Genomic DNA, 18,667 nt, shown 5'->3' on the forward strand with positions numbered 1-18,667 from the left:
CCGATCGAACCGCCTCCCCTCGGGGATCAGCGGTCCACTTCACCGAACACGATATCCAGCGACCCGAGGATCGCCGAAATATCCGCGAGCATGTAGCCGCGGCAGAGGAAATCCATCGCCTGCAGATGCGCGAAGCCGGGCGCGCGAATCTTGCAGCGATAGGGCTTGTTGGTGCCGTCGGCGACGAGATAGACGCCGAACTCACCCTTCGGAGCTTCCACCGCGGCATAGACCTCGCCGGCGGGAACGTGGAAGCCTTCCGTGTAGAGCTTGAAGTGATGGATGAGCGCTTCCATCGAGCGCTTCATCTCGCCGCGCTTGGGCGGAACGATCTTGTTGTCGACCGCCGACACCGGGCCGGCTTCCTTCAGCAGGCGCTCGCAGCACTGGCGCATGATGCGCGCCGACTGCCGCATCTCTTCCATGCGGATGCAGTAGCGGTCGTAATTGTCGCAGTTCTTGCCGATCGGAATGTCGAATTCCATCTCGTCATAGCATTCATAGGGCTGCGCCCGGCGCAGGTCCCATGCCGCGCCCGAGCCGCGCACCATGACGCCGGAGAACCCCCACGCCCAGGCGTCCTCCAGGCTGACAATGCCGATATCGACATTGCGCTGCTTGAAGATGCGGTTGTCGGTGAGCAGGCCTTCGAGGTCATCCATGAAGGCGGGGAAGGTGTGCGTCCAGGCGAGGATGTCCTCGACAAGCTGGCGCGGCAGGTCCTGATGCACCCCGCCCGGCCGGAAATAGGCCGCATGCATGCGCGAGCCGGAGGCCCGCTCATAGAACATCATCAGCTTCTCGCGTTCCTCGAAGCCCCATAGCGGCGGGGTGAGCGCGCCGACATCGAGGGCCTGCGTGGTCACGTTCAGCATATGGGAGAGGATGCGGCCGATCTCGGAATAGAGCACGCGGATCAACTGGCCGCGCTTGGGCACGGTCAGGTCGAGCAGGCGCTCGATGCCGAGGCAGAAGGCGTGCTCCTGGTTCATCGGCGCGACATAGTCGAGCCGGTCGAAATAAGGCACGGCCTGGAGATAGGTCTTGGCCTCGATCAGCTTCTCGGTGCCACGGTGCAGCAGGCCGATATGCGGATCGACGCGCTCGACGATCTCGCCGTCGAGTTCGAGGATGAGGCGCAGCACGCCATGCGCCGCCGGATGCTGCGGGCCGAAATTGATCTGGAAGTTGCGGACGTTGGGGTCGACCTTGCCGGGTGCGTTCATCGCTCGGACCTCACCTCAGCCCGCCTTCGGGGTGGTTGCCTTCTCGTCGCCCGGGAGCACGTAGTCGGGCCCCTCCCATGGCGACAGGAAGTCGAAGCTGCGGAACTCCTGCGCGAGCTTCACCGGCTCGTAGACCACGCGCTTGCGCTCATCGTCATAGCGCACCTCGACGAGGCCGGTGGTCGGGAAGTCCTTGCGCAACGGATAGCCGTCGAAGCCGTAATCGGTGAGCAGACGGCGCAGTTCGGGATGCCCCGCGAACAGGATGCCATACATGTCGAACGCCTCGCGCTCGAACCAGAAGGCACCCGGGAACACGCCGGTCGCGGACGCCACGGGCGTCGTCTCGTCGGTCTCCACCCGCAGGCGAATGCGTGCGTTCAGCGTGGGCGACAGCAGGTGGTAGACAACGTCGAAACGCTTCTCGCGCTGGGGCCAGTCGACACCGCAAATGTCGATGAAGCTGACAAAACGGCAGGACGGGTCGTCACGCAGGAAGCGCAGCACCTTGATGACCTCGGCGGCCGACGCCACCAGCGTCAGCTCGCCATGCGCCACCACCACTTCCTCGACCGCGTCGGGAAGGGCTTCCTTCACGTGCGCGCCAAGCTCTTTCAGCGTCTCGTCCATATCGCCTCGAACCCTCAGCGCTCGATCGTTCCGGTGCGGCGGATCTTCTTCTGCAGCAGCAGCACGCCGTAGAGCAGAGCCTCTGCGGTGGGCGGGCAGCCGGGAATGTAGATGTCCACCGGCACGATGCGGTCGCAGCCGCGCACGACCGAATAGGAATAATGGTAGTAGCCGCCGCCATTGGCGCAGGAGCCCATGGAGATGACGTAGCGTGGCTCCGGCATCTGGTCGTAGACCTTGCGCAGGGCCGGAGCCATCTTGTTGGTCAGCGTGCCGGCGACGATCATCACGTCCGACTGGCGCGGCGAGGCGCGCGGCGCGAAGCCGAACCGCTCCACATCGTAGCGCGGCATGGAGACCTGCATCATCTCGACCGCGCAGCAGGCGAGGCCGAAGGTCATCCACATCAGCGAGCCGGTGCGCGCCCAGTTGATCAGGTCGTCCGTCGCGGTGACGAGAAAGCCCTTGTCGGCGAGCTCGGCATTGACCTCGACGAAGAACGGATCGGTGGCGCCGACCGGACGGCCGGTATTGGGGTCGATGATACCCTTGGCCGCCGGGGCGACGAGAGGGCTATGCGCGCTCAATCCCATTCGAGCGCTCCCTTCTTCCACTCGTAAACGAAACCGATGGTCAGCACCGCGAGGAACACCATCATGGACCAGAAACCGAAATTGCCGAGCTCCCCGAACGTGATCGCCCAGGGAAACAGGAAGGCGACCTCAAGATCGAAGATGATGAAGAGAATGGCGACCAGATAGAACCGAACGTCGAACTTCATGCGCGCGTCGTCGAACGCATTGAAGCCACATTCATAAGCCGACATCTTCTCCGGATCGGGCCGGCTGAAGGCGACCAGGAACGGCGCCACCAGCAGGGCGAGGCCGATAAAGCCCGAGACGCCGATAAAGATCACGACGGGCAGGTAATCCTGAAGCAGGCTGCTCATGGATGGGATCCTCCCGGGCCAGGATGGGTCATCGGTCGTGCGGTCGCAGTTGCGAAATATTCAAAGCACGCGGCAGGCTTATCGCACCGACCAGACCGAGGCAAGGGCATCCGCCGCCAATCGCGCAGGTCTGGTATACAGAATTCACACCTCGCGGAAGCCGCCCGCCGCCCCGCACGGCATCCCCTGCGGGAACCCGTGAATTAACGGCAAACAACAGCGAATTCTGCCTAATAGCGCGTCCCCGCGCGCCGCTTATGTTACCGGGCGCCGGCCCTGCCGCCAACAGCGCCCGGCCGGCGCAGGCTCCTGCCGCGTGGCGGCCAAGCTTGCACCGGCCGCCGGCTGCGCAGCCGGCAAAATACGCGCTAACATCGGACCGGGCGCGGGTGAGACACTTCGTCCACCCGCCCCTACCCCGGCTAGTGCCGCCAGATATCCGGGTCGATCTGACCGGACAGTTCCGGCATGGAGGCGGCGGTGAAGCGCGGCTTCTTCCCCGCCCGACGCTGCTGCAGATAATCCCGGGTCAGCCGCGCCACAAGACCGGACAGCAGCACGATGGCGACGAGATTGACCGTGGCCATCAGCCCCATCGAGGCATCGGCGGCATTGAACACCGTCGCCACCGATTCGTGGGCGCCCCAGATCACCATGCCGAGCACCGCCACGCGCAGCACCGTGCGGCCGACATGACCGCCGATGCCGAGATAGACCAGTGCGCCTTCGGCATAGGAGTAATTGCCGATGATCGAGGTGAAGGCGAAGAAAAAGATCGCCAGCGCGACGAAATAGGCCCCGGCCCAGCCGATATGATGGTCCATCGCCGCCTGGGTGAGCTGGGTGCCGGTGAGGCCGGAACCGGGCTCCAGCAGGCCGGACAGCAGGATGAGGAACGCGGTCGCGGTGCAGATCAGGATCGTGTCGATGAACACGCCGAGCGCCTGCACGAAGCCCTGGCTGACCGGGTGATGCGGATCGGGCGTCGCCACCGCGGCGATGTTCGGCGCCGAGCCCATACCGGCCTCGTTGGAGAACAGGCCGCGCTTCACCCCGTTCAGCATCGCTGCCGCCACCGAGCCCGCGACCCCGCCGGCGGCCGGCGCGAAGCCGAAGGCGCTGGCGATGATCAGCGAGAACATTGACGGCACGTCGCCAATATTGAGCGCCACCGCGAACAGCGCCATTCCGAGATAGCCGGCCGCCATGAACGGCACGACGATTTCCGCCACCCGGGCGATGGCGGCGATGCCGCCGAAAATGATGATGCCGGTAAGCGCGGCGATGACGACACCGGTGCCGAGCTTGGGGAAGCCGAAGGCGCCTTCCATCGCGTCGGCGATGGAGTTCGCCTGCACCGCATTGAAGACGAGGCCGAAGGAAAGGATCAGGCAGACGGAGAACACCGCGCCCGCCCAGGGGGCCTTCAGCCCTTTCGCCATGTAAAAGGCCGGGCCGCCGCGATACTGGCCGTCCTCGTCCTTGATCTTGTAGAGCTGCGCCAGCGTGCTCTCCGCGAACGCGGTCGCCATGCCGAGCGCGGCCACCACCCACATCCAGAAAATGGCGCCCGGCCCGCCGAGATAGAGCGCCACCGCGACGCCGGCGATGTTGCCGGTGCCGACCCGCGAGGCGAGACTGGTGCACAGCGCCTGAAACGGCGTGATGCCGGCACGGTCGGTCTCGGCCGATCCCATGACCGAGCGGATCATCTCCGGGAAATGCAGGACCTGCAGGAATTTCAGCCGGACGGTGAAATAGATGCCGACCGCCAGCAGGCCGTAGATCAGCACATAGCCCCAGAAGATGGTGTTCAGAAAGTCGATGATCATGTCCATGGTCGCCCCCGCTGAATCACCGCGCGCCGGATAGCCTTAGGCCGTTACCACGCTACACGGGCGGTCACGCCGCTGTCACACGCGCCAGACGTTGCGGCGCGGCAGAAGCGGCGGCGTCCACAGTTCAGGGCGAGCGGGAGGAGCGCCCGGCGCCGGCACAATGTTGCCGGCCCAGCGCCACCGGCGCGGAGGGGCCAGGCGGCGCGGCAAACCGCCTCCAGCCCTCGCGTCGTTTCGCGCGACATGGAGGGCGGCAGGCGCGGAGAAATGCCGAAAAAGGATGCCAGGCCCCGCCGATCAACCGGATGCACCGCAAGGGCTCCGGCGCGCGGCGCGGTCTACTCCATGATCTGCGGCGTGCCGCAATTGGGCGGCGCGCAGTCGGGCAGCTTGATTTCCGCCGCCTTGCCCTCGGGCGGCGGGCCGGGCAGCGGCACGAGTTCGCCGGTCTGCGGCTGCGGCGCGTCCGGGCCGAGGCTGTCGACATAAGGACCGGGCGCGGTCTGGCCGGGCGGGGTGGGCGAGGCGTCGAGGCCGTCCTGCGCCATCGCCGGCAGGGCAGCGCCCGCCAGCAGCAGCACCGAGGCCATGAGGCCGGCGGAACGGAATGCCTTCGGGAATGCGCGCGTCATGGGCCCTGCCTCACTGTCTGCCATCGCATGGAATCTAACAGGCCCGGCCGACGCATAAAAGCCGGGGCAGCGGCGAAACATGCCGCAGGGCGAGGCCGTGGTGCCGGGAACACGCGAAAGCACGAAGCCGAAAGGGAGATAAAGGAGCCGGGACAGAGATGCCGGCGAGCCATTTCAGGGAATGGCGGGAGTGACGGGGCTCGAACCCGCGACCTCCGGCGTGACAGGCCGGACGAAGCGACACCGGATCAACGAGGCGTGACATCTTTCTGAGGTCGGAACTGGTGCCAAACTGGCCAAAGTGTCACGCTGCCCCCTGCTCTTCTCTGGGCGAATCGGGGCGACCTGTCATCCGAGGCTGACCTTAGGTCGGCACATGCGCCGGCAGCATGGTGAGCGCGATCCGCTTCGATCCGCATGCAGCGCGCCATGTTCCGGGCCGAGCTTGGCGGCGAGCGCCGGCAGGTCAAGCTCACGCGCATGCCAGCAGGCCAGGCACGTCGCCCGGATGCCGTAGCCCAGCGCAATGCAGCCGCCGATGGTGTCATTCGATGATCCCATGGCAGGAGCATAGGCCAGAAACGCGAAAAACGCCCCGCCACCCGTGAGGGCGGCGGGGCAAGGCGACAGGGAGGAACGCCCCGAGGGGCATTGACCGGGAGGCGTCCCGGCGGCGATCCGCGCGTCTGCGCGAATTTCTTCGGTCTCCACAAAATGGTGCTTGTATTTAGCGTAAATTGCGCTATATTGATCCTGTCAGCCGGGGCTGACGTCCGGCGCCTCCCGGATATAGCGAGGCAGGAGATAAGACCATGACCAAGATTTTCTTCGGCGACCGCTGCATGCTCGAAGTGACCGAGCTCCCGTCTCTCACCGGCACCGAAAAGCAAGTCGCTTGGGCCGAAGACATCCGCGCTTTCGCGATCAATGAAATGCGTCGCGCCTTTGATCATATGCGTACCGCCAAGAATATTAACGACAGCGCCGACCTGGACCGTGGCGCCGAATTCGCCCACAAGACTTTTGCTCCGCTTTTCGACACCAAGACCGAAGCAAAATACTGGATTGACAACCGCAACACCGATATCCGCACCCTCGCCAAGTCACTCTGAAAACGACGGGCGGCGGCTGATGCCGACATCCTTGCCGATCTCATCAATGAGCATCTATGCCTGCCGCGACACGCTCGCGGCAGGCCTCGTCACCCGGTTTTCCGGCCTCCACCCGAGCGACACGCCTGCGGTACACCGCGCCGCGATGCCGCGGGGCGTGGATGTCAAGAGCCTCGAATCGACACCGGCCATCGTGACGCCTCTCCGGTCGCCCTCGCTCGATGAGATCCACAATCTGGCCATCACGCGGGCATGGGCATCGGGAGCCTGGGATATCACGCTCTCCCTGACCTCTCCGCTCGACGACAGCGCCATCATGATGGTGGTCGCGGGCAAGGATTATGACCTCGCGCCCGGGCTCCGCGATGCCCTGATTTCCGCCGGGCAAAAGGGCCGGCTGGCACTATGGCTGTGGAGGCCGATCCATAGAGGGAGCCCTACCCGCGGACTCGCGCACGCCGCCAAGGATCGCACGCTGCAGCCTGATGGCAGCCGAGCGGGCGAGCCCCCGGAGGGCCTTAAGCGGCCGATATGGTCGTGGCGAGGCAGCCGGCAATGGACAATCCGGCTTGGCCAATGGAGCGAGACGCATCGGCCGGCGACAGCCGCGCAGCGGCGATATCTCGCCGTCCTCTTGTCTCAGCGTCGGGACGCGACGCCGATCCCGGCCTTGCTATCGTTTGCCAGGGCGTCGGAGTGGATCGACACACTCAAAGGAGACAGCGCGTGACCAGTCGCTATATCAAGCACATCACGCTCAACACTGGACATTCCGTCCAGTCGCCGCGCGCCGGGGTGCGGGACGATATCGTCAATCTGCTGCGCCCCGTCCTGCGTAACGCCATCGAGAGCCACGCCCTTACCCCTCTGGTCTATGGCGCTCTCAACGTCTCGCTGCGGGCGACCAGTGGCGGCGCCCACGCGATGATTACGCTCTTTGACGACGCCTCCGGCCACCCCATCATCACCATGACCGTGGCGACGAGGTCGCGAGGGGCAACGGGCCTGTGGGAGATGCTGCATCGTGATTTTGCTGGCATGGACACGGACCCGTCCGTACCGCCTCTGGCACCGTGGTGCGGCGTCGTCCTGCTGCCAGCCCTGCCGCTGCGGCCCGACGCTCTCGGATGGGCGGGAGACCTCGAGCGGTGTCTCGCATGGGCCTGGATGGAGGAGAGACATGGATCTTGATCTGGAGGCTATCCGCCTGCGGCTCGGCGTGCCGACTCAGGTCGGCTTTGCCGCCCTGCTGGGCATCAGCGGCCAGCAATATCGCAAGATCATTGCTCGCACATCGCCGCCGACACGCACGCTAACTCGGCTGGTACACGCCTATATCGCCGGCTACAGGCCGGCGGATTGGTCGGACATCACTGTCGACCGGCGCCGCATCCGGCAGGCGGGCTAGCCGCCTCACACCTCCGGCAGCGCCGGCGGGGCCGGCCACTTGCCCTCATAGGCATCGACCCGCACCTGGTGCCGCGCCAGCCGGATAAAGCGTTCAATCTGCTCCACCTCTTCCAGCGTTCCGATGCCCGAAAAGGTCGGGCCGGCAATGAGCAGCCGGCCCGTGGGCTCGTGGAAATCGGCCCGCAGGCCGGTCGCCGGGCAGACGATCACCGGGGCCATGGCGGCGGCCTCCATCCCGGCGGCGGGCCGTCGCGCCACAGGCGCACCCAGCGGATCGCCGCCTCGCACAGGGACATGCCGATAAGGCCGAGCACAAACCCCACCATGCCCTCGACAGACGCCGCCGGCAGGTCCGGCGCAGCCAGCCAGCGGGCCGCGAAATGCGCGCCGATGGGCGTGCCATAGCCGGCCACGACCGCGCCGACGACGGCAGCGCTCATGTGCCGAGCAAAGGAGCCGCCCGGCCGCGTCAGCGAGCGGGCGAGGCCCCCGACGAAGCCGGCCAGCAGATGAGCGAGCTTGATGCCCCACAGGGCCGGATCGGGCGGAATATCGGCCATTACCGCCCCCACCGCGCGGAAAGGGTGCTGGCGACCTTTTCCACCGTGCGCCCGCCGAAATAGACGCCGATCACCGTCAGCATAATGTCGGAAAGCTGGGCCGATAGCGGATCGGTCACGCCCCAGCCGAACACCTTGTCCCACACCACCAGCTTCCAGACGTAGACGATGAAAGGGAGTGCGAAGAGCGGGCGGATAATCGCCGTGTACCAGCGGCCCTGCTCGGCAATGAGGAGGTCGCGCCCGGCCTTCTGCGCCTCCACCTCCGCGCGGATGCTCTCCTTTGTGACCTCGGCCGCCATCCGCTCGCGCTCGGTCTGCGCGTCGGTTCGCTTATCGAGCGTCTCGAGCACCCGGCCGACCGTGCCGCTGGACGCAAAGGAAAGCGCCCAGGTAACGATTTTCCAGATCAACCCCATCGTCACGACTCCCAATCCGGCAGATCGACGGTCTGGCCGGCGAGCGCGTGCGTGCAGTCAGCGAGAAACTGGATGCGCCCGTCGGTGACGAAGGAGTGGCAGACGGTGCACGCGAAGGGCGCAGGCTTGCCGAGCCGCTTCTCATAGTCACACCAACACGGATCGCCCGGCTGGTGGGTCGACACATAGTGGCCGCTGCGCAGGAGGATCGAGGGCGTGAACGTCGGGGCGCCCGGGTTCTCATTGTAGCCCCAGCGGGGGCCGTCGCCCTCGCCAACGCGGACCATGTGATTTTCACTACAGCCGGGGCAGCGGAACATCAGCCCGCCGCCCTCAACCGAGCGGAGCTTGCGCGAGATCATCCCCATGCCTCACGCCCCCGTGTCGCGGCCGAGGCGCACCGCCCGCACCGTCTGATCGACGGCGTTGCGCGAGCGCAGCCAGAGCACGAGCGAGATGCCGATCACCGCGGCGAAGAACAGCCACGGCCCGGCGGCGAGCAGATCCTCCTTGAAGGGCGAGAGCGACGACAGCGCATCGCCCGACTGCTCCCACGCGCCGTAGATCATCATGGCGACGGTCGCGAAGGCCGCCTGCACCTTGGCCCAGAAGCCGCCCTTCAGCGCCGCCTGTGCCGCCGGCGGCAGCCGGCCGGCTTCGGCGAGGCTCGCCGCCGTGGCCCGCTCGCGCTCCGGCGCCAGCTGCCGCGCCGGCACGCCATGGGCGAGGATGAATGCCCGCGTCTCTGTATTCATCTCGCCCGTCGCCGGCAGAGCATTGTCGGTCTGGAAGGCGAACAGCGCCGCACGGGTGCGGGTGCCGATTTTCCCATCGACGAAGCCCACCTCGGTATAGAGGGCATCGTGCAGTTGCTGCTGCAGCGCGCGAATCTCGTATTCCGTCATCGTGGCCGGCGAAGGCGGCGCAGAGACGGTGGCAGGCTTCGGCGGGCGTGGCGCCGTCGGAGCGGGAGCGGCAGAAGCCAGAGCCGCCTTCAGCGCGGCCCGTGCGTCAACCCGGCGAGCGCTTCCCCAGTCCGGCGTCATCTTGCCCGTGAGCCGGGTATATTCGGTTATCTTGCCGTCGTTGGACCACTTGCCGTCAAAGAAGAGGTCACGCTCCTTCTCGCGGCGGGGGATGATCTCGGCCGGCTTGCGCCAATCCATGAAGGCCTTGCGCGCGCCTGCGATGTCGCCGGCCAGCCATTTCTTGACCCAGCTCGCGCGGGAGATGGCGCCGGCGTTGTAGTGGAAAGAGAGTGCAGCCGCGAATTGCGCCTGCGTCAGTGTCCGACTACCGAATGCCTTCCGCACCGCCGGCGCGTACTTGTTCTCCAGCAGCCAAGCGAAGACAGCGAGGCAGTGCTCCAGCGGCTGTGGCTTGCCGACATAGCGATCGACATCGTGGCCGCTGGCGCTGGTGACGCCGATCGACCACGTCGGAATGCCCTTGCTGTCCTTATAGGTCTGGCGCACCAGCCCCTCATGCGACGCGACTTCAAGCGCCACATCGTCATCGACGCGGTTCATGGTCTCTCTCCGATGTCAGGAAATCAAAAAGGCCGCCCGGAGGGGCGGCCCTGGAAGGCGGCTAGTGTCGTCGGGTCGTTCGTGGCGGCGCCTCGGCAGCGGCCGCATCGGCGATGTGCTCGGCAAGCGCCATCACCAGCATCGAGGCGAGATAGGCTGCGAGGGCGAGGCTTGGCTGCTCGCGGAGGCAGTCGTGGATGCGCTGCACGTCGTGGCGCAGCGCTAACAGGCTGTCGAGATCGTCCGGCATGTCCGTCCCCCCTTGGGTTGCAAGGGGATCAGGCTCACATGGAAAAGCCGCCCGGAGGCGGCGGCATGGAGGGCGGAGAAGGTTAGCGCGCTGCGGTGCGCCATCACCAGCCCGGAATGACGGTCGGCGCGAAGATCGTTTCCGTCTCCAGCGTGCACCACGGCAGCGTCAGTAGATAGGCGATCATGCCCGGCGCATAGGTGGCATATTCCGGGTCATCGACGATTGCCTTCGGCGCGACGAACTTTCCCACCAGCGTGACCGGATCGCCCGGCTCATAATCGCTGGCGTTGTCGTTGAGGTTCAGGCCGACACCCGGGGTCGGGTTGTCAACCGCGCGAGGGTCAATAGCCACATCCGGTGTGTTAAACGCCATCGACTCTACTCGTTGGGCTGGAGTGAGCACGAAGAAATTCTGCATCATTTCAGATGGCTCCTACTGCGGTTAGGTAGGTAGAAATCGCGGAGTAAAGCGCGGCTTGATCGTCGCTCGTCAGTCCGCCACCGATGGAAGCGGCGGCAAGCTGGTCGCTGCTCGGATTTACGAGGGGGCCTCCGACTGTCTTCCCCAAAAGCAGCGGAATGAAATCATTAGCATTGGACAAGGCGACAGAAGCGCTGCTGTTGCTTGCAAGCAACGCGCCGTCCTTGTACATTGCCTGCGCCGTAGCCCCCGTGCGACTAATCACATAGTAGCCGGACGACGACGTGACGCTTGGCTGCATCGCGGCTGTGAGGCCCTGATTTACTCGCCCCAACGCAACATTGCCTGTATACCTTGTATTGATGTGGTTTTGGTAAGACGACCCGTTGAAAAGACCGACTTCGATAGAAGCGCTTGCCGCCGCCCTATTCGTCAAATCCCATATCGATACGTGCGCTGTATCTTGGAGGAATTTGGCCCCGGCCGCCGTGAATGCGTTGAAACCAGTGCTAAGGTATGCCGACGAGCCGTTTCCTGCGTACCCCCTGTCTGCCGTGAAAGCCGGACTGTTCACAGAGGATATGGTGTAGTTCGTGCCGCACCAGTTGAGCCGCGCCGCTTGCGCGTTTGCCGCTGCGAGCAGATAGAGCGCGTCCAGCTTTGCCCACACACCGGCCGTCTTCAGCGACCTGATCAGTGAGTTGATCAACAATTTCCGCTCATATGTCGGTGGTGTCGTGAAGCGGTCGAACAGATCCAGCGCTTCCAGTTCGAACGGGCTGGAGCTTGCGCGCCTGATCGTCAGCCGAAACCCAAGGCCAATCATACCAATCACCACCCTGAACTATACTACGAAGCCGCATCATAAGTAATAGAAAACGTCACTGCCCTTCCATCTCCGATTATTGTCGTGTTGTCATATTTGAAAATGGTAAGAACAGTGCCGGAAGCAGATATTGTGACAGAACATAGATTGCCTGTTACTAGAGTTTCGCGGGCATCACCCGAAATAGAAGAAGTAGACCCACACTGATAGGGCAGCGCCACTTGCAGCCCATTCGCTCCTGTTCCAGCCGTTGTCACAGTGACCGTACCCGACAGTCGAACTCTTGTGCCGATTTTTTCGGCCTTGAGAGAGCTGGATGCAGTCGTGATGGTGCCAGTAGTAGAGGTAGGCGTCGGCGTACTGGTGCTCACCACAGGGATGACCTTTCCCGCCAACTCGTCTATCGCCGCGTCAACATTCGTCGCGGTCATGCCCGTGGCGGGGGTATACCAGTGATTGCTTGCTAGAAATGCGTCTGCCGCGATGTTGGAAGGGTCATAGATGGCTGTTGCCATCTTGCCAGCAATGGCGGTGTTCGCTGTGCCAAGGTCCGTGTCCAATTCCGCTACGGCATCCTGCACGTTGGTGGACGACAGGCCGGTGCCTGTAGGGTCGAAGGCGTGATTGGCGCTGTCGAAAGCGTCGGCCCCCACACCGGTTGGGTCATATTCCGCCTGCGTCATGTCCGCCTGCGGCTGCCACCCGCTGTCATAGACATAGAGGCGATCTCCGACAGCATAAGCCTGCCATCCGGCTTCTGGCGTTGTGTAAGCCCATGCTGAGCCGGTCCACTGCGCCAGCTTCCCGGCATTGCCCGACCATGGCCCAGTCGGGGACGAACCGAGCGCATAGGCATCATTCGCCACGGGCGAGCTGGGCGGGGTATTGGTCTTGGCGATGACAGAATAAACCGGGGCGCCCGCCTCAATGATGCTGGTCCGCTCGATCAGCGCCCGCACCTGGGTGGCGAGATAGGCCGATGTGAACCGCGACGGCGCGTTGTAGACTATCGTGTAATCCGACCCCGACAGCGTCGTTCCCGCCCACGTAGCAGTCAGCGTCAAGGACGTGTAGGGGCTCACTGGCGCGGAGGCGATTATCGCCTGGAGCCCGACAAGCACCAATGTGTCACCGGCGCGCACATCGCTCCAGAGCACACCGGAGCCGGTCACAGTCGTGCCGCCGTTCGACACAGAGACAGTGCCGGTCGTATAAAAGTCAGCCATGTCGGGATCCTCAGAAGTCCGAGACGTTCATCGTTGCAAGCGCTGTCAGCGTGCTCGACGACGCTCCGAGCCACGTATACTTGTCGCGTGCCGAGACATAAGCGTTCAATGTGTCCGCGACGACCCACTGGTCTGTGGTCGTGTTGAAACGTCGCATGTCGAACGCGCCGCTATACCCGCATCCACACCACCAATCGCCGGAATTGTTCGTGTAATGCAGAAAAAATGTGAAAGGAAATCCGGCGCCGATAGGGGGCGGCGAGGATAGATTGTAAATCCCGAACGGCCTTGACGCCGGTATTTGCTCATAAGCCTTTATGTAGGGAGTCAACCTGTTGGAACGGAATATATAGTCCGTAGGGCCGGCCTCATCATAATTGACGTTGTGCTTTGTAACAACGAGACCAGTTGCCGGCGAATAGTGCCAACGCCTTACGCCCTCAGCGGCGTCATCTCCACCACGATAGGCCGGATCGGTTGCTACCACAGCAAAGCGAAAGGTGGTCCCGCTGGCACCGCCGGTTATCATAAGCCGGCTCGAATTGATCCAGTAGACCGAACACGCCACGCCTTGGACATTGGTGGTGAAGTAGACGATCACAGGCGGGTAGTCTGGGTAGGAGCCTTCAAGATCCACAAAGCCAATGACCGGCCCCGATCCGGTCAGCACCGGGTCCGCCATAGGATCGGAGAGCGACAACCCAGAACTGGTGCACGTCCCTGTCTCGGCGATCTGGAAAACGTTCTTCTTGGTCGCGACCGTCATATCTTCGAGGCCGGCGGTCTCGATCACCGCTCCCGGCCGCGAGACAAAGAGTCCACGGCCATGCAGCGGGTGCTCCCCCAGGATAAACCCGTTCGTGCCCGAATCCTCGGACGAAGAGGCATTGTTCCCGAAGATGAAATAGACATAGTCCACGCCGCTAAGCTGCGGCGACAGCAGTATGAACGAGGTGCGCAGGCTGACCCCGCACTGCCGGTACCCACGCTGATAAGCCTGCGTCCGCGTCACGCCGCCAGAAATGTACTGGATCAAACCCGCCCCGCGCCTAGCCCAGGCGAGAACCGGCCGGACCAGGCTGCCATTGGATGGCAGCAGCTTCACCCTTCGCGTCGCACCGCTCGCGTAGTTTACCGTCAGGTTTGCAAGCGAGGCAGCGGAGACCACATTGTTGTCGATCAGCCGGAAGGCATTAGGCCAGGTGCTATCGAAGGTGACATAGCGCTCATCAAGGTTGATGTTCTCGACATCTTGGCCCGGCAGGCACGTCCTCAGCCGCGTGACGCCATCAAGGTTTCCAAGCAGAAAATCCGCCATCAGCTTGTACCAGTGATCGTACCGTTGGTGATGTCGATCCGGAGCTTGGCGCCGGGGCCACCCTTGATGAGCCCCGTGGTAATCTCGCCGATGTTGCCGGTGATCGCGCTAAGTTCGTCCACCGCAAATTTTTCAGCGGTGACAGACCCGTCCTCGATCAGCACCCCCGAAATCGTCACGCTGGTGCCGGAAATGACGAACGGGCTGATCGTCTCGCCGGTCGAGGAGTTGCTGACGATGAACTTCTCGGCGTCAAAATTGACCACCGAGAACGCCCCACCGGCCAAGTCCGAATAGGCAGCTATCGTGAATGCCGCCTGTGTGGTGGACAGGCTTTCATCTACCCTAGCGATCACCTTATAAGCCGCGAGCGCTCCGGCCGGCGTGACGGCTGCGGTGAAGCTTACATTCAGATTGGCGCCGATGTTACCGACCTCGGCTTGCAGGTCCGTGATCGCCTGCGCGATGGCAGAATCCGGCCCGGTAGCTACCGTGATCGCCTCGGTGTAGGAGGCCGTCACCCGGTCGCTGGTCGCGCGAAGCTGGAAGCGCCATTCCTGCCGGTCAAGGTAGGATTGGGCGTCACGCTCCGCCTGCAACTGCGCAAGGAACTCCTGCGCCTCGTTCAAATCGGCGAGCGCCGCGTCGTTTTGCTCGACTATCTTCTCCCGCAGGCCCGCCTTGAAGCTGTCGATGGTCGCTTGCAGGTTATCGGCCCGAATGTCGTCGGCAGATGGCGCGTCGAGGCTATAGGACGACCACGGCCCCTGCTTGCCGGCGGCGTTCACCGCAGCAACTTGCAGCGTTAGCGCAAGAGGGTCCACTACGGTGGACAAGATGTTCTCGCGCGTCTCGCCGAGCGCCGTCCAGTTCTCGCCGTCGTCATAGGAGACGCGCGCCACATAGGTCACGGCCCCGGCGGCCGGCGCCCACTGCGCCTCCACGCGGCGCGGCACCTCGTTGGCCAGAATGCGCGCCGTGAGGCCGAAGACCTGCGGGAAGGTCGGCAGCACCAGTTCCGTTGAAGTCGGCAGCGGAGGCGGCGGCGTGCCGTCTTCCACATGCACGCGCTCATCGTCCAGATAGACGCTGATCTGCACGCGGGTGCCGGAAGGCGTGCCGCGAGACACCACGCCACGGCGCACCCAACTGGTGCCAAGCCCGAAGGCGAGGCTGGGCAGCGGCGCGCCAGGTTCGATGTCGAGCACGTCCTCAAGGGTCAAGCCCTGCGCCGTCTCGACAACGCCGAGGTCGGTCTCATCCAGCACCAGCACAGAGGCGTTCGCGCCCATGCTGCACTTGATCGGCCCGAAAGACTTGGCGCGGGTCGTGCGCAGAACGGCGTAGTTCTGCCCTGCCTCCCAGGTGAGCGCGCGGTCGAGATAGAGCGTCGCGCCTACCTGCTGGGCAATCTTGGCGCCCTGCCCCCATTCCAACGGCAAGTCGGACTGGATGAGGATCGGCGTGCCAATGGACAGCATCCGCCCCTCGTACTCCGTCTCGAACGTCGCATGCCGGCGGCGATAAATGTTCTGCCGAAGGAGAAATTCGGCCTCGCGCTGCGCCTGCGCCTGGTTCACCACGCCCTCAAGCTGGAGCCGCGTCGCGTCGGCGATCATCTCCTCGGTAGCGTCACGGGGAGCAATGGCCTCCTCGATCTGCCAAGTGTCCTCGTTGATGTACTCATGGACGACGCACTGCTGCGCGTCGGAGGGCTTCATGATGTACTCGATTTCCATGCTTCCCCGGACGATCTCGCCATCGGTCAGCATCACTTCGGGGACGGGCGCCCACTCGTCGCGGAACAGCGAGAGCGTGCCGCCGAGCCATTTGTGCTTTGCCCGGCAGGCGCCAAGCGCGATGTCGAGCGCGTCCGGCACCGGCTGGGTAGACGTGAAGTCGTAGTCGAAGGTGTCGCCGCGCTCTTCACATTGCTCGGCGAGGTCATAGAAAGCCTGAAAGTCCATCCGGGTGTCGGAGAATCGCCCGCCATATTCCGTATTGGTGGCGATGTCGTAGGCCGCCCATGCCGGCGAGCGCGTCGGCTGGTCCTCCCACTCTGTACCGGACCAAACAGGGAGAATGCGCGTCTCAACCACGGCGAGATTGCTGGCCGAGTCCCCCGAAAACTGGTCGGTCGCTTTCGCACGGATCGCGATGGTGGAAACCGGGAAGGCTTTCGGCCCGGTAATGAAGGCTCGCAGCCCGGCCCAGGTCATCGTGTCGGAGACGCGGGAATCGGTCGACTTGGCCACGTTACGGCGCAGGCGCACCTCGTAGCGGCCTGGCGCGACATCGGCACCGACGCTGAAGCGCACCGCCGATTTGGTCCGGTAGAAATTACCCCCCGTGGCTAACAGCGACCAGCTCCCGTCGCCAGTTGGCGTGCCGGAATTGTCGACGGGACGATATTCCGCGCGGGCGACGACGGGATAGAGATCAAGCCCGCCGCTGCTATTCGCCAGCCCCACCCCATTGGGGCAGACGACATCGCACACCAGCCGCGTCGCCGTGGTGCCAGATGCGTTCGCGATGAACCCGCCAGTATAGGACGGATATTCAAGCTCCTGACCGTCCACCTCTTCCGAGGTTTCGACATTGACCGGGAAGGCGGTGATTTCCTCGTTAGGGTCGTAAAAGTCGATGGTGACGCCTGTGAAATTCGGGTTCAGCCCATCCTCGGACGACCAGAGGACCGTGTCGCCGATCAGGATTTGCTCGCGGTCAAACTTCCCCACGCCTTCCGACAGCAGAAGGTGGGCATACTGGTTGTTGCCCTCGAACGACGACCACGGCACAGCGGCATAGTCACAGGTGCGCTTGGTGCGGCCATAGGCGCAGGGGATCGGTTGGAGTGGGCGGGCTGAATTGGTCTGGCGGTTCCACGAATAGATCGGCGTTTCGGCTTCCTGATCGCCACCGGCTTTGACTGCCGTAAGCGTGGACAGAAGGAACCCGCCACCGAGAAGGATCGCGCCGGAGACAATAGAGGCGCCGAGTGTGCCTGCACCGAACGCGAGCCCCCCGGCCCAAGGCGCCAGCGCCGTAAGGGCGATCATACCAAGCAGGCCCGCGATGGATGAGCCGTTCATGCTGCCGCCGCGCGGAAGCGACTGGAACAGCACCGACATGCCGGCCTTGATCCGGGTCTTGCGCCACATCGCCCGCAGCACCGGCTCGCCGTTGACCACGCAGATGGTCGGCGTGCGGGTCGTGCTCCACCCGGTGCGGCGCAGGAACCCCGCAACGGTCTCGCGCGCCTTGGGCATGGCACGCGCAAGCTCTATCCCCGGCGCTGCGATGTGCAGAACCGGGAGAAAGACAGCAGTGGTCATGCGATCAGTCCGAAATGGGCTCGAAAAAGCGGATCTGGTTCCAGCCGGCGGCGCGGAGCGTCGGCACCGCTTCGATCTGGACGCCGAAGGTTTCGTCGCAGTGGATCACGCGGCGTTCCGGGGCGAGCCAGACACCGATATGCGCGGCGCGGTGCGCGCGGGCCATGGCCACCAGAGCGCCGTCAGGGGCGGCTATCAGGCCGGGCATTGCCGGGGGCGGACATTCGCGCCAGCGGCCGCGCTCCGGGTGCTGGGCGATGGTCTCCATCATCCAGCGCCATGTGAGATCGTCAGGGAGCGCGACGTACGGCAGCGCGCGGCCAAAGAGCGCCGCCTGCACCTCAACGGCCAGATGCCAACAGGAGCGCTCCCGCGTCCATTTCTGGCCGAGTAGGCCGGTGAGATAGGCGGCGCGGTCCATGGTCAGGCGAGCGAGCGTCGAAGGCCGTAGGCGCGTTCCATCTCACGGGCCAAAGGGCCGCGTTCCTTAATCTCGCCGGCAACGATTTGCCCTATATTGGCCGATACAGCCTCGAGTTCGGCCACGCTGAGTTTCGGCGCGGCGATCGCCGCGTCCTTGTAATCTGCCCAAGGAATTCCGGCCTCACCAACGGCATAGTCCGCCGTCGAAAGCACGTAGCCGCCATTTGCCGGCTTCGGCAGTCCAAAAGCCGCCGCAACAGCAGCGGCCGGCGCACCAAAGCCCAAGGCACGGATCATCGAACGACGCGTGAGCATCGGCAGTCTCCAGATTGATGATGGATGAATTAGTTGGCGGGCGGCACAAACATGCGGCCGGCATCGTCAATGCAGACGACGCGAAGAGAGAAAACGCCTTTGACCGTCGTCCAGCCGGCGCCTGCCCGCTGGCACGCCTCGCGCTGCGGCTGAAGGCTAGACCAAACGAGCACGAACATGCACACAAGCACGGCGCCGCCAAGCAGATAGAGAATGGTTTCGCGCGGGTAATGCATGGGCAGAAC

24 protein-coding genes are annotated in these 18,667 nt (G+C 64.2%); 4 read left to right on the forward strand and 20 right to left on the reverse strand.

Annotated features, from left to right (window positions below):
- Window positions 1-26 precede the first annotated feature (26 nt).
- The 6 genes from AAC979_RS08685 to AAC979_RS08710 all read right to left on the reverse strand — a co-directional run bounded on the left by AAC979_RS08685 (window position 27) and on the right by AAC979_RS08710 (window position 5,275).
- Window positions 27-1,226: an NADH-quinone oxidoreductase subunit D gene (locus AAC979_RS08685; RefSeq protein WP_371346441.1), complete on the reverse strand. Its 1,200-nt coding sequence runs from the start codon at window positions 1,224-1,226 to the stop codon at window positions 27-29.
- A 15-nt stretch (window positions 1,227-1,241) separates the two neighbouring features.
- Window positions 1,242-1,856 (reverse strand): NADH-quinone oxidoreductase subunit C, encoded by a 615-nt coding sequence (locus AAC979_RS08690; protein ID WP_371346442.1) that lies wholly within the window; start codon window positions 1,854-1,856, stop codon window positions 1,242-1,244.
- Window positions 1,857-1,870: 14 nt separating this feature from the next.
- A complete protein-coding gene (locus AAC979_RS08695) occupies window positions 1,871-2,449 on the reverse strand; it encodes an NADH-quinone oxidoreductase subunit B family protein (protein WP_371346443.1) in 579 nt (192 codons plus the stop codon).
- Window positions 2,440-2,805: an NADH-quinone oxidoreductase subunit A gene (locus AAC979_RS08700; protein ID WP_371346444.1), complete on the reverse strand. Its 366-nt coding sequence runs from the start codon at window positions 2,803-2,805 to the stop codon at window positions 2,440-2,442. The genes AAC979_RS08695 and AAC979_RS08700 overlap by 10 nt, the downstream gene beginning before the upstream one ends.
- 422 nt (window positions 2,806-3,227) lie before the next feature.
- Complete coding sequence (locus AAC979_RS08705) at window positions 3,228-4,643, reverse strand: alanine/glycine:cation symporter family protein (protein WP_371346445.1); 1,416 nt, start codon at window positions 4,641-4,643, stop codon at window positions 3,228-3,230.
- Between the two features lie 338 nt (window positions 4,644-4,981).
- Window positions 4,982-5,275 (reverse strand): hypothetical protein, encoded by a 294-nt coding sequence (locus AAC979_RS08710; RefSeq protein ID WP_371346446.1) that lies wholly within the window; start codon window positions 5,273-5,275, stop codon window positions 4,982-4,984.
- A gap of 812 nt (window positions 5,276-6,087) precedes the next feature.
- Between AAC979_RS08710 and AAC979_RS08715 the strand changes: the two genes are divergently transcribed.
- The 4 genes from AAC979_RS08715 to AAC979_RS08730 are packed head-to-tail and all read left to right on the forward strand — an operon-like array spanning window position 6,088 to window position 7,795.
- A complete protein-coding gene (locus AAC979_RS08715) occupies window positions 6,088-6,387 on the forward strand; it encodes a hypothetical protein (protein WP_371346113.1) in 300 nt (99 codons plus the stop codon).
- A gap of 46 nt (window positions 6,388-6,433) precedes the next feature.
- A complete protein-coding gene (locus AAC979_RS08720) occupies window positions 6,434-7,117 on the forward strand; it encodes a hypothetical protein (RefSeq protein ID WP_371346112.1) in 684 nt (227 codons plus the stop codon).
- Window positions 7,114-7,578, forward strand: a complete 465-nt coding sequence (locus AAC979_RS08725) for a hypothetical protein (RefSeq protein ID WP_371346111.1) — start codon at window positions 7,114-7,116, stop codon at window positions 7,576-7,578. Before AAC979_RS08720 ends, AAC979_RS08725 begins: the two co-directional genes overlap by 4 nt.
- Window positions 7,568-7,795 carry a hypothetical protein gene (locus AAC979_RS08730; protein ID WP_371346110.1) on the forward strand — a complete coding sequence of 76 codons (228 nt, stop codon included), beginning with the start codon at window positions 7,568-7,570 and terminating at the stop codon, window positions 7,793-7,795. The genes AAC979_RS08725 and AAC979_RS08730 overlap by 11 nt, the downstream gene beginning before the upstream one ends.
- 5 nt (window positions 7,796-7,800) lie before the next feature.
- Here the strand turns inward: AAC979_RS08730 and AAC979_RS08735 are convergent, their stop codons facing one another.
- From AAC979_RS08735 to AAC979_RS08800, 14 genes are all read right to left on the reverse strand, one after another.
- Window positions 7,801-8,016: a hypothetical protein gene (locus AAC979_RS08735; RefSeq protein WP_371346447.1), complete on the reverse strand. Its 216-nt coding sequence runs from the start codon at window positions 8,014-8,016 to the stop codon at window positions 7,801-7,803.
- The gene (locus AAC979_RS08740; protein ID WP_371346448.1) at window positions 8,004-8,357 is read right to left on the reverse strand and encodes a hypothetical protein; all 354 of its coding nucleotides are present in this window, start codon (window positions 8,355-8,357) and stop codon (window positions 8,004-8,006) included. Before AAC979_RS08740 ends, AAC979_RS08735 begins: the two co-directional genes overlap by 13 nt.
- Window positions 8,357-8,776 carry a hypothetical protein gene (locus tag AAC979_RS08745; protein WP_371346449.1) on the reverse strand — a complete coding sequence of 140 codons (420 nt, stop codon included), beginning with the start codon at window positions 8,774-8,776 and terminating at the stop codon, window positions 8,357-8,359. The genes AAC979_RS08740 and AAC979_RS08745 overlap by 1 nt, the downstream gene beginning before the upstream one ends.
- 2 nt (window positions 8,777-8,778) lie before the next feature.
- Window positions 8,779-9,063 carry an ammonia monooxygenase gene (locus tag AAC979_RS08750; protein ID WP_371346450.1) on the reverse strand — a complete coding sequence of 95 codons (285 nt, stop codon included), beginning with the start codon at window positions 9,061-9,063 and terminating at the stop codon, window positions 8,779-8,781.
- Between the two features lie 84 nt (window positions 9,064-9,147).
- Window positions 9,148-10,305: a glycoside hydrolase family protein gene (locus AAC979_RS08755; protein ID WP_371346451.1), complete on the reverse strand. Its 1,158-nt coding sequence runs from the start codon at window positions 10,303-10,305 to the stop codon at window positions 9,148-9,150.
- 61 nt (window positions 10,306-10,366) lie between these two features.
- On the reverse strand, window positions 10,367-10,555 hold the full coding sequence (locus AAC979_RS08760) for a hypothetical protein (protein ID WP_371346452.1): 189 nt from the start codon (window positions 10,553-10,555) through the stop codon (window positions 10,367-10,369).
- A gap of 103 nt (window positions 10,556-10,658) precedes the next feature.
- The gene (locus AAC979_RS08765) at window positions 10,659-10,979 is read right to left on the reverse strand and encodes a hypothetical protein (protein ID WP_371346453.1); all 321 of its coding nucleotides are present in this window, start codon (window positions 10,977-10,979) and stop codon (window positions 10,659-10,661) included.
- Window position 10,980: 1 nt separating this feature from the next.
- Window positions 10,981-11,805 carry a hypothetical protein gene (locus AAC979_RS08770; protein ID WP_371346454.1) on the reverse strand — a complete coding sequence of 275 codons (825 nt, stop codon included), beginning with the start codon at window positions 11,803-11,805 and terminating at the stop codon, window positions 10,981-10,983.
- Window positions 11,806-11,828: 23 nt separating this feature from the next.
- Window positions 11,829-13,031, reverse strand: coding sequence for a DUF2793 domain-containing protein (locus tag AAC979_RS08775; RefSeq protein ID WP_371346455.1), 1,203 nt, complete (start codon window positions 13,029-13,031; stop codon window positions 11,829-11,831).
- Window positions 13,032-13,041: 10 nt separating this feature from the next.
- Entirely contained in the window at window positions 13,042-14,349 is a 1,308-nt protein-coding gene (locus tag AAC979_RS08780) for a hypothetical protein (protein ID WP_371346456.1), read from the reverse strand.
- A complete protein-coding gene (locus AAC979_RS08785; RefSeq protein ID WP_371346457.1) occupies window positions 14,349-17,684 on the reverse strand; it encodes a host specificity factor TipJ family phage tail protein in 3,336 nt (1,111 codons plus the stop codon). The genes AAC979_RS08780 and AAC979_RS08785 overlap by 1 nt, the downstream gene beginning before the upstream one ends.
- Window positions 17,685-17,688: 4 nt before the next feature.
- Window positions 17,689-18,105, reverse strand: a complete 417-nt coding sequence (locus AAC979_RS08790) for a hypothetical protein (RefSeq protein ID WP_371346458.1) — start codon at window positions 18,103-18,105, stop codon at window positions 17,689-17,691.
- 2 nt (window positions 18,106-18,107) lie between these two features.
- Complete coding sequence (locus AAC979_RS08795; RefSeq protein WP_371346459.1) at window positions 18,108-18,422, reverse strand: hypothetical protein; 315 nt, start codon at window positions 18,420-18,422, stop codon at window positions 18,108-18,110.
- A gap of 29 nt (window positions 18,423-18,451) precedes the next feature.
- Window positions 18,452-18,658 (reverse strand): hypothetical protein, encoded by a 207-nt coding sequence (locus AAC979_RS08800; protein ID WP_371346460.1) that lies wholly within the window; start codon window positions 18,656-18,658, stop codon window positions 18,452-18,454.
- Window positions 18,659-18,667: the final 9 nt, after the last annotated feature.

Source organism: Ancylobacter sp. IITR112, from assembly GCF_041415945.1.
In the GTDB taxonomy this organism is placed as follows: Bacteria; Pseudomonadota; Alphaproteobacteria; order Rhizobiales; family Xanthobacteraceae; genus Ancylobacter.

What these genes read in the sequence shown, in the direction of transcription:
- AAC979_RS08740 (WP_371346448.1), bottom strand. Translation starts at nt 8,357, where the DNA reads ATGGCCGATATTCCGCCCGATCCGGCCCTGTGGGGCATCAAGCTCGCT.
- AAC979_RS08765 (WP_371346453.1), bottom strand. Translation starts at nt 10,979, where the DNA reads ATGATGCAGAATTTCTTCGTGCTCACTCCAGCCCAACGAGTAGAGTCG.
- AAC979_RS08700 (WP_371346444.1), bottom strand. Translation starts at nt 2,805, where the DNA reads ATGAGCAGCCTGCTTCAGGATTACCTGCCCGTCGTGATCTTTATCGGC.
- AAC979_RS08755 (WP_371346451.1), bottom strand. Translation starts at nt 10,305, where the DNA reads ATGAACCGCGTCGATGACGATGTGGCGCTTGAAGTCGCGTCGCATGAG.
- AAC979_RS08800 (WP_371346460.1), bottom strand. Translation starts at nt 18,658, where the DNA reads ATGCATTACCCGCGCGAAACCATTCTCTATCTGCTTGGCGGCGCCGTG.
- AAC979_RS08745 (WP_371346449.1), bottom strand. Translation starts at nt 8,776, where the DNA reads ATGGGGTTGATCTGGAAAATCGTTACCTGGGCGCTTTCCTTTGCGTCC.
- AAC979_RS08715 (WP_371346113.1), top strand. Translation starts at nt 6,088, where the DNA reads ATGACCAAGATTTTCTTCGGCGACCGCTGCATGCTCGAAGTGACCGAG.
- AAC979_RS08695 (WP_371346443.1), bottom strand. Translation starts at nt 2,449, where the DNA reads ATGGGATTGAGCGCGCATAGCCCTCTCGTCGCCCCGGCGGCCAAGGGT.
- AAC979_RS08795 (WP_371346459.1), bottom strand. Translation starts at nt 18,422, where the DNA reads ATGCTCACGCGTCGTTCGATGATCCGTGCCTTGGGCTTTGGTGCGCCG.
- AAC979_RS08775 (WP_371346455.1), bottom strand. Translation starts at nt 13,031, where the DNA reads ATGGCTGACTTTTATACGACCGGCACTGTCTCTGTGTCGAACGGCGGC.
- AAC979_RS08710 (WP_371346446.1), bottom strand. Translation starts at nt 5,275, where the DNA reads ATGACGCGCGCATTCCCGAAGGCATTCCGTTCCGCCGGCCTCATGGCC.
- AAC979_RS08780 (WP_371346456.1), bottom strand. Translation starts at nt 14,349, where the DNA reads ATGGCGGATTTTCTGCTTGGAAACCTTGATGGCGTCACGCGGCTGAGG.
- AAC979_RS08760 (WP_371346452.1), bottom strand. Translation starts at nt 10,555, where the DNA reads ATGCCGGACGATCTCGACAGCCTGTTAGCGCTGCGCCACGACGTGCAG.
- AAC979_RS08690 (WP_371346442.1), bottom strand. Translation starts at nt 1,856, where the DNA reads ATGGACGAGACGCTGAAAGAGCTTGGCGCGCACGTGAAGGAAGCCCTT.
- AAC979_RS08790 (WP_371346458.1), bottom strand. Translation starts at nt 18,105, where the DNA reads ATGGACCGCGCCGCCTATCTCACCGGCCTACTCGGCCAGAAATGGACG.
- AAC979_RS08685 (WP_371346441.1), bottom strand. Translation starts at nt 1,226, where the DNA reads ATGAACGCACCCGGCAAGGTCGACCCCAACGTCCGCAACTTCCAGATC.
- AAC979_RS08785 (WP_371346457.1), bottom strand. Translation starts at nt 17,684, where the DNA reads ATGACCACTGCTGTCTTTCTCCCGGTTCTGCACATCGCAGCGCCGGGG.
- AAC979_RS08720 (WP_371346112.1), top strand. Translation starts at nt 6,434, where the DNA reads ATGAGCATCTATGCCTGCCGCGACACGCTCGCGGCAGGCCTCGTCACC.
- AAC979_RS08770 (WP_371346454.1), bottom strand. Translation starts at nt 11,805, where the DNA reads ATGATTGGCCTTGGGTTTCGGCTGACGATCAGGCGCGCAAGCTCCAGC.
- AAC979_RS08735 (WP_371346447.1), bottom strand. Translation starts at nt 8,016, where the DNA reads ATGGCCCCGGTGATCGTCTGCCCGGCGACCGGCCTGCGGGCCGATTTC.
- AAC979_RS08730 (WP_371346110.1), top strand. Translation starts at nt 7,568, where the DNA reads ATGGATCTTGATCTGGAGGCTATCCGCCTGCGGCTCGGCGTGCCGACT.
- AAC979_RS08705 (WP_371346445.1), bottom strand. Translation starts at nt 4,643, where the DNA reads ATGGACATGATCATCGACTTTCTGAACACCATCTTCTGGGGCTATGTG.
- AAC979_RS08750 (WP_371346450.1), bottom strand. Translation starts at nt 9,063, where the DNA reads ATGGTCCGCGTTGGCGAGGGCGACGGCCCCCGCTGGGGCTACAATGAG.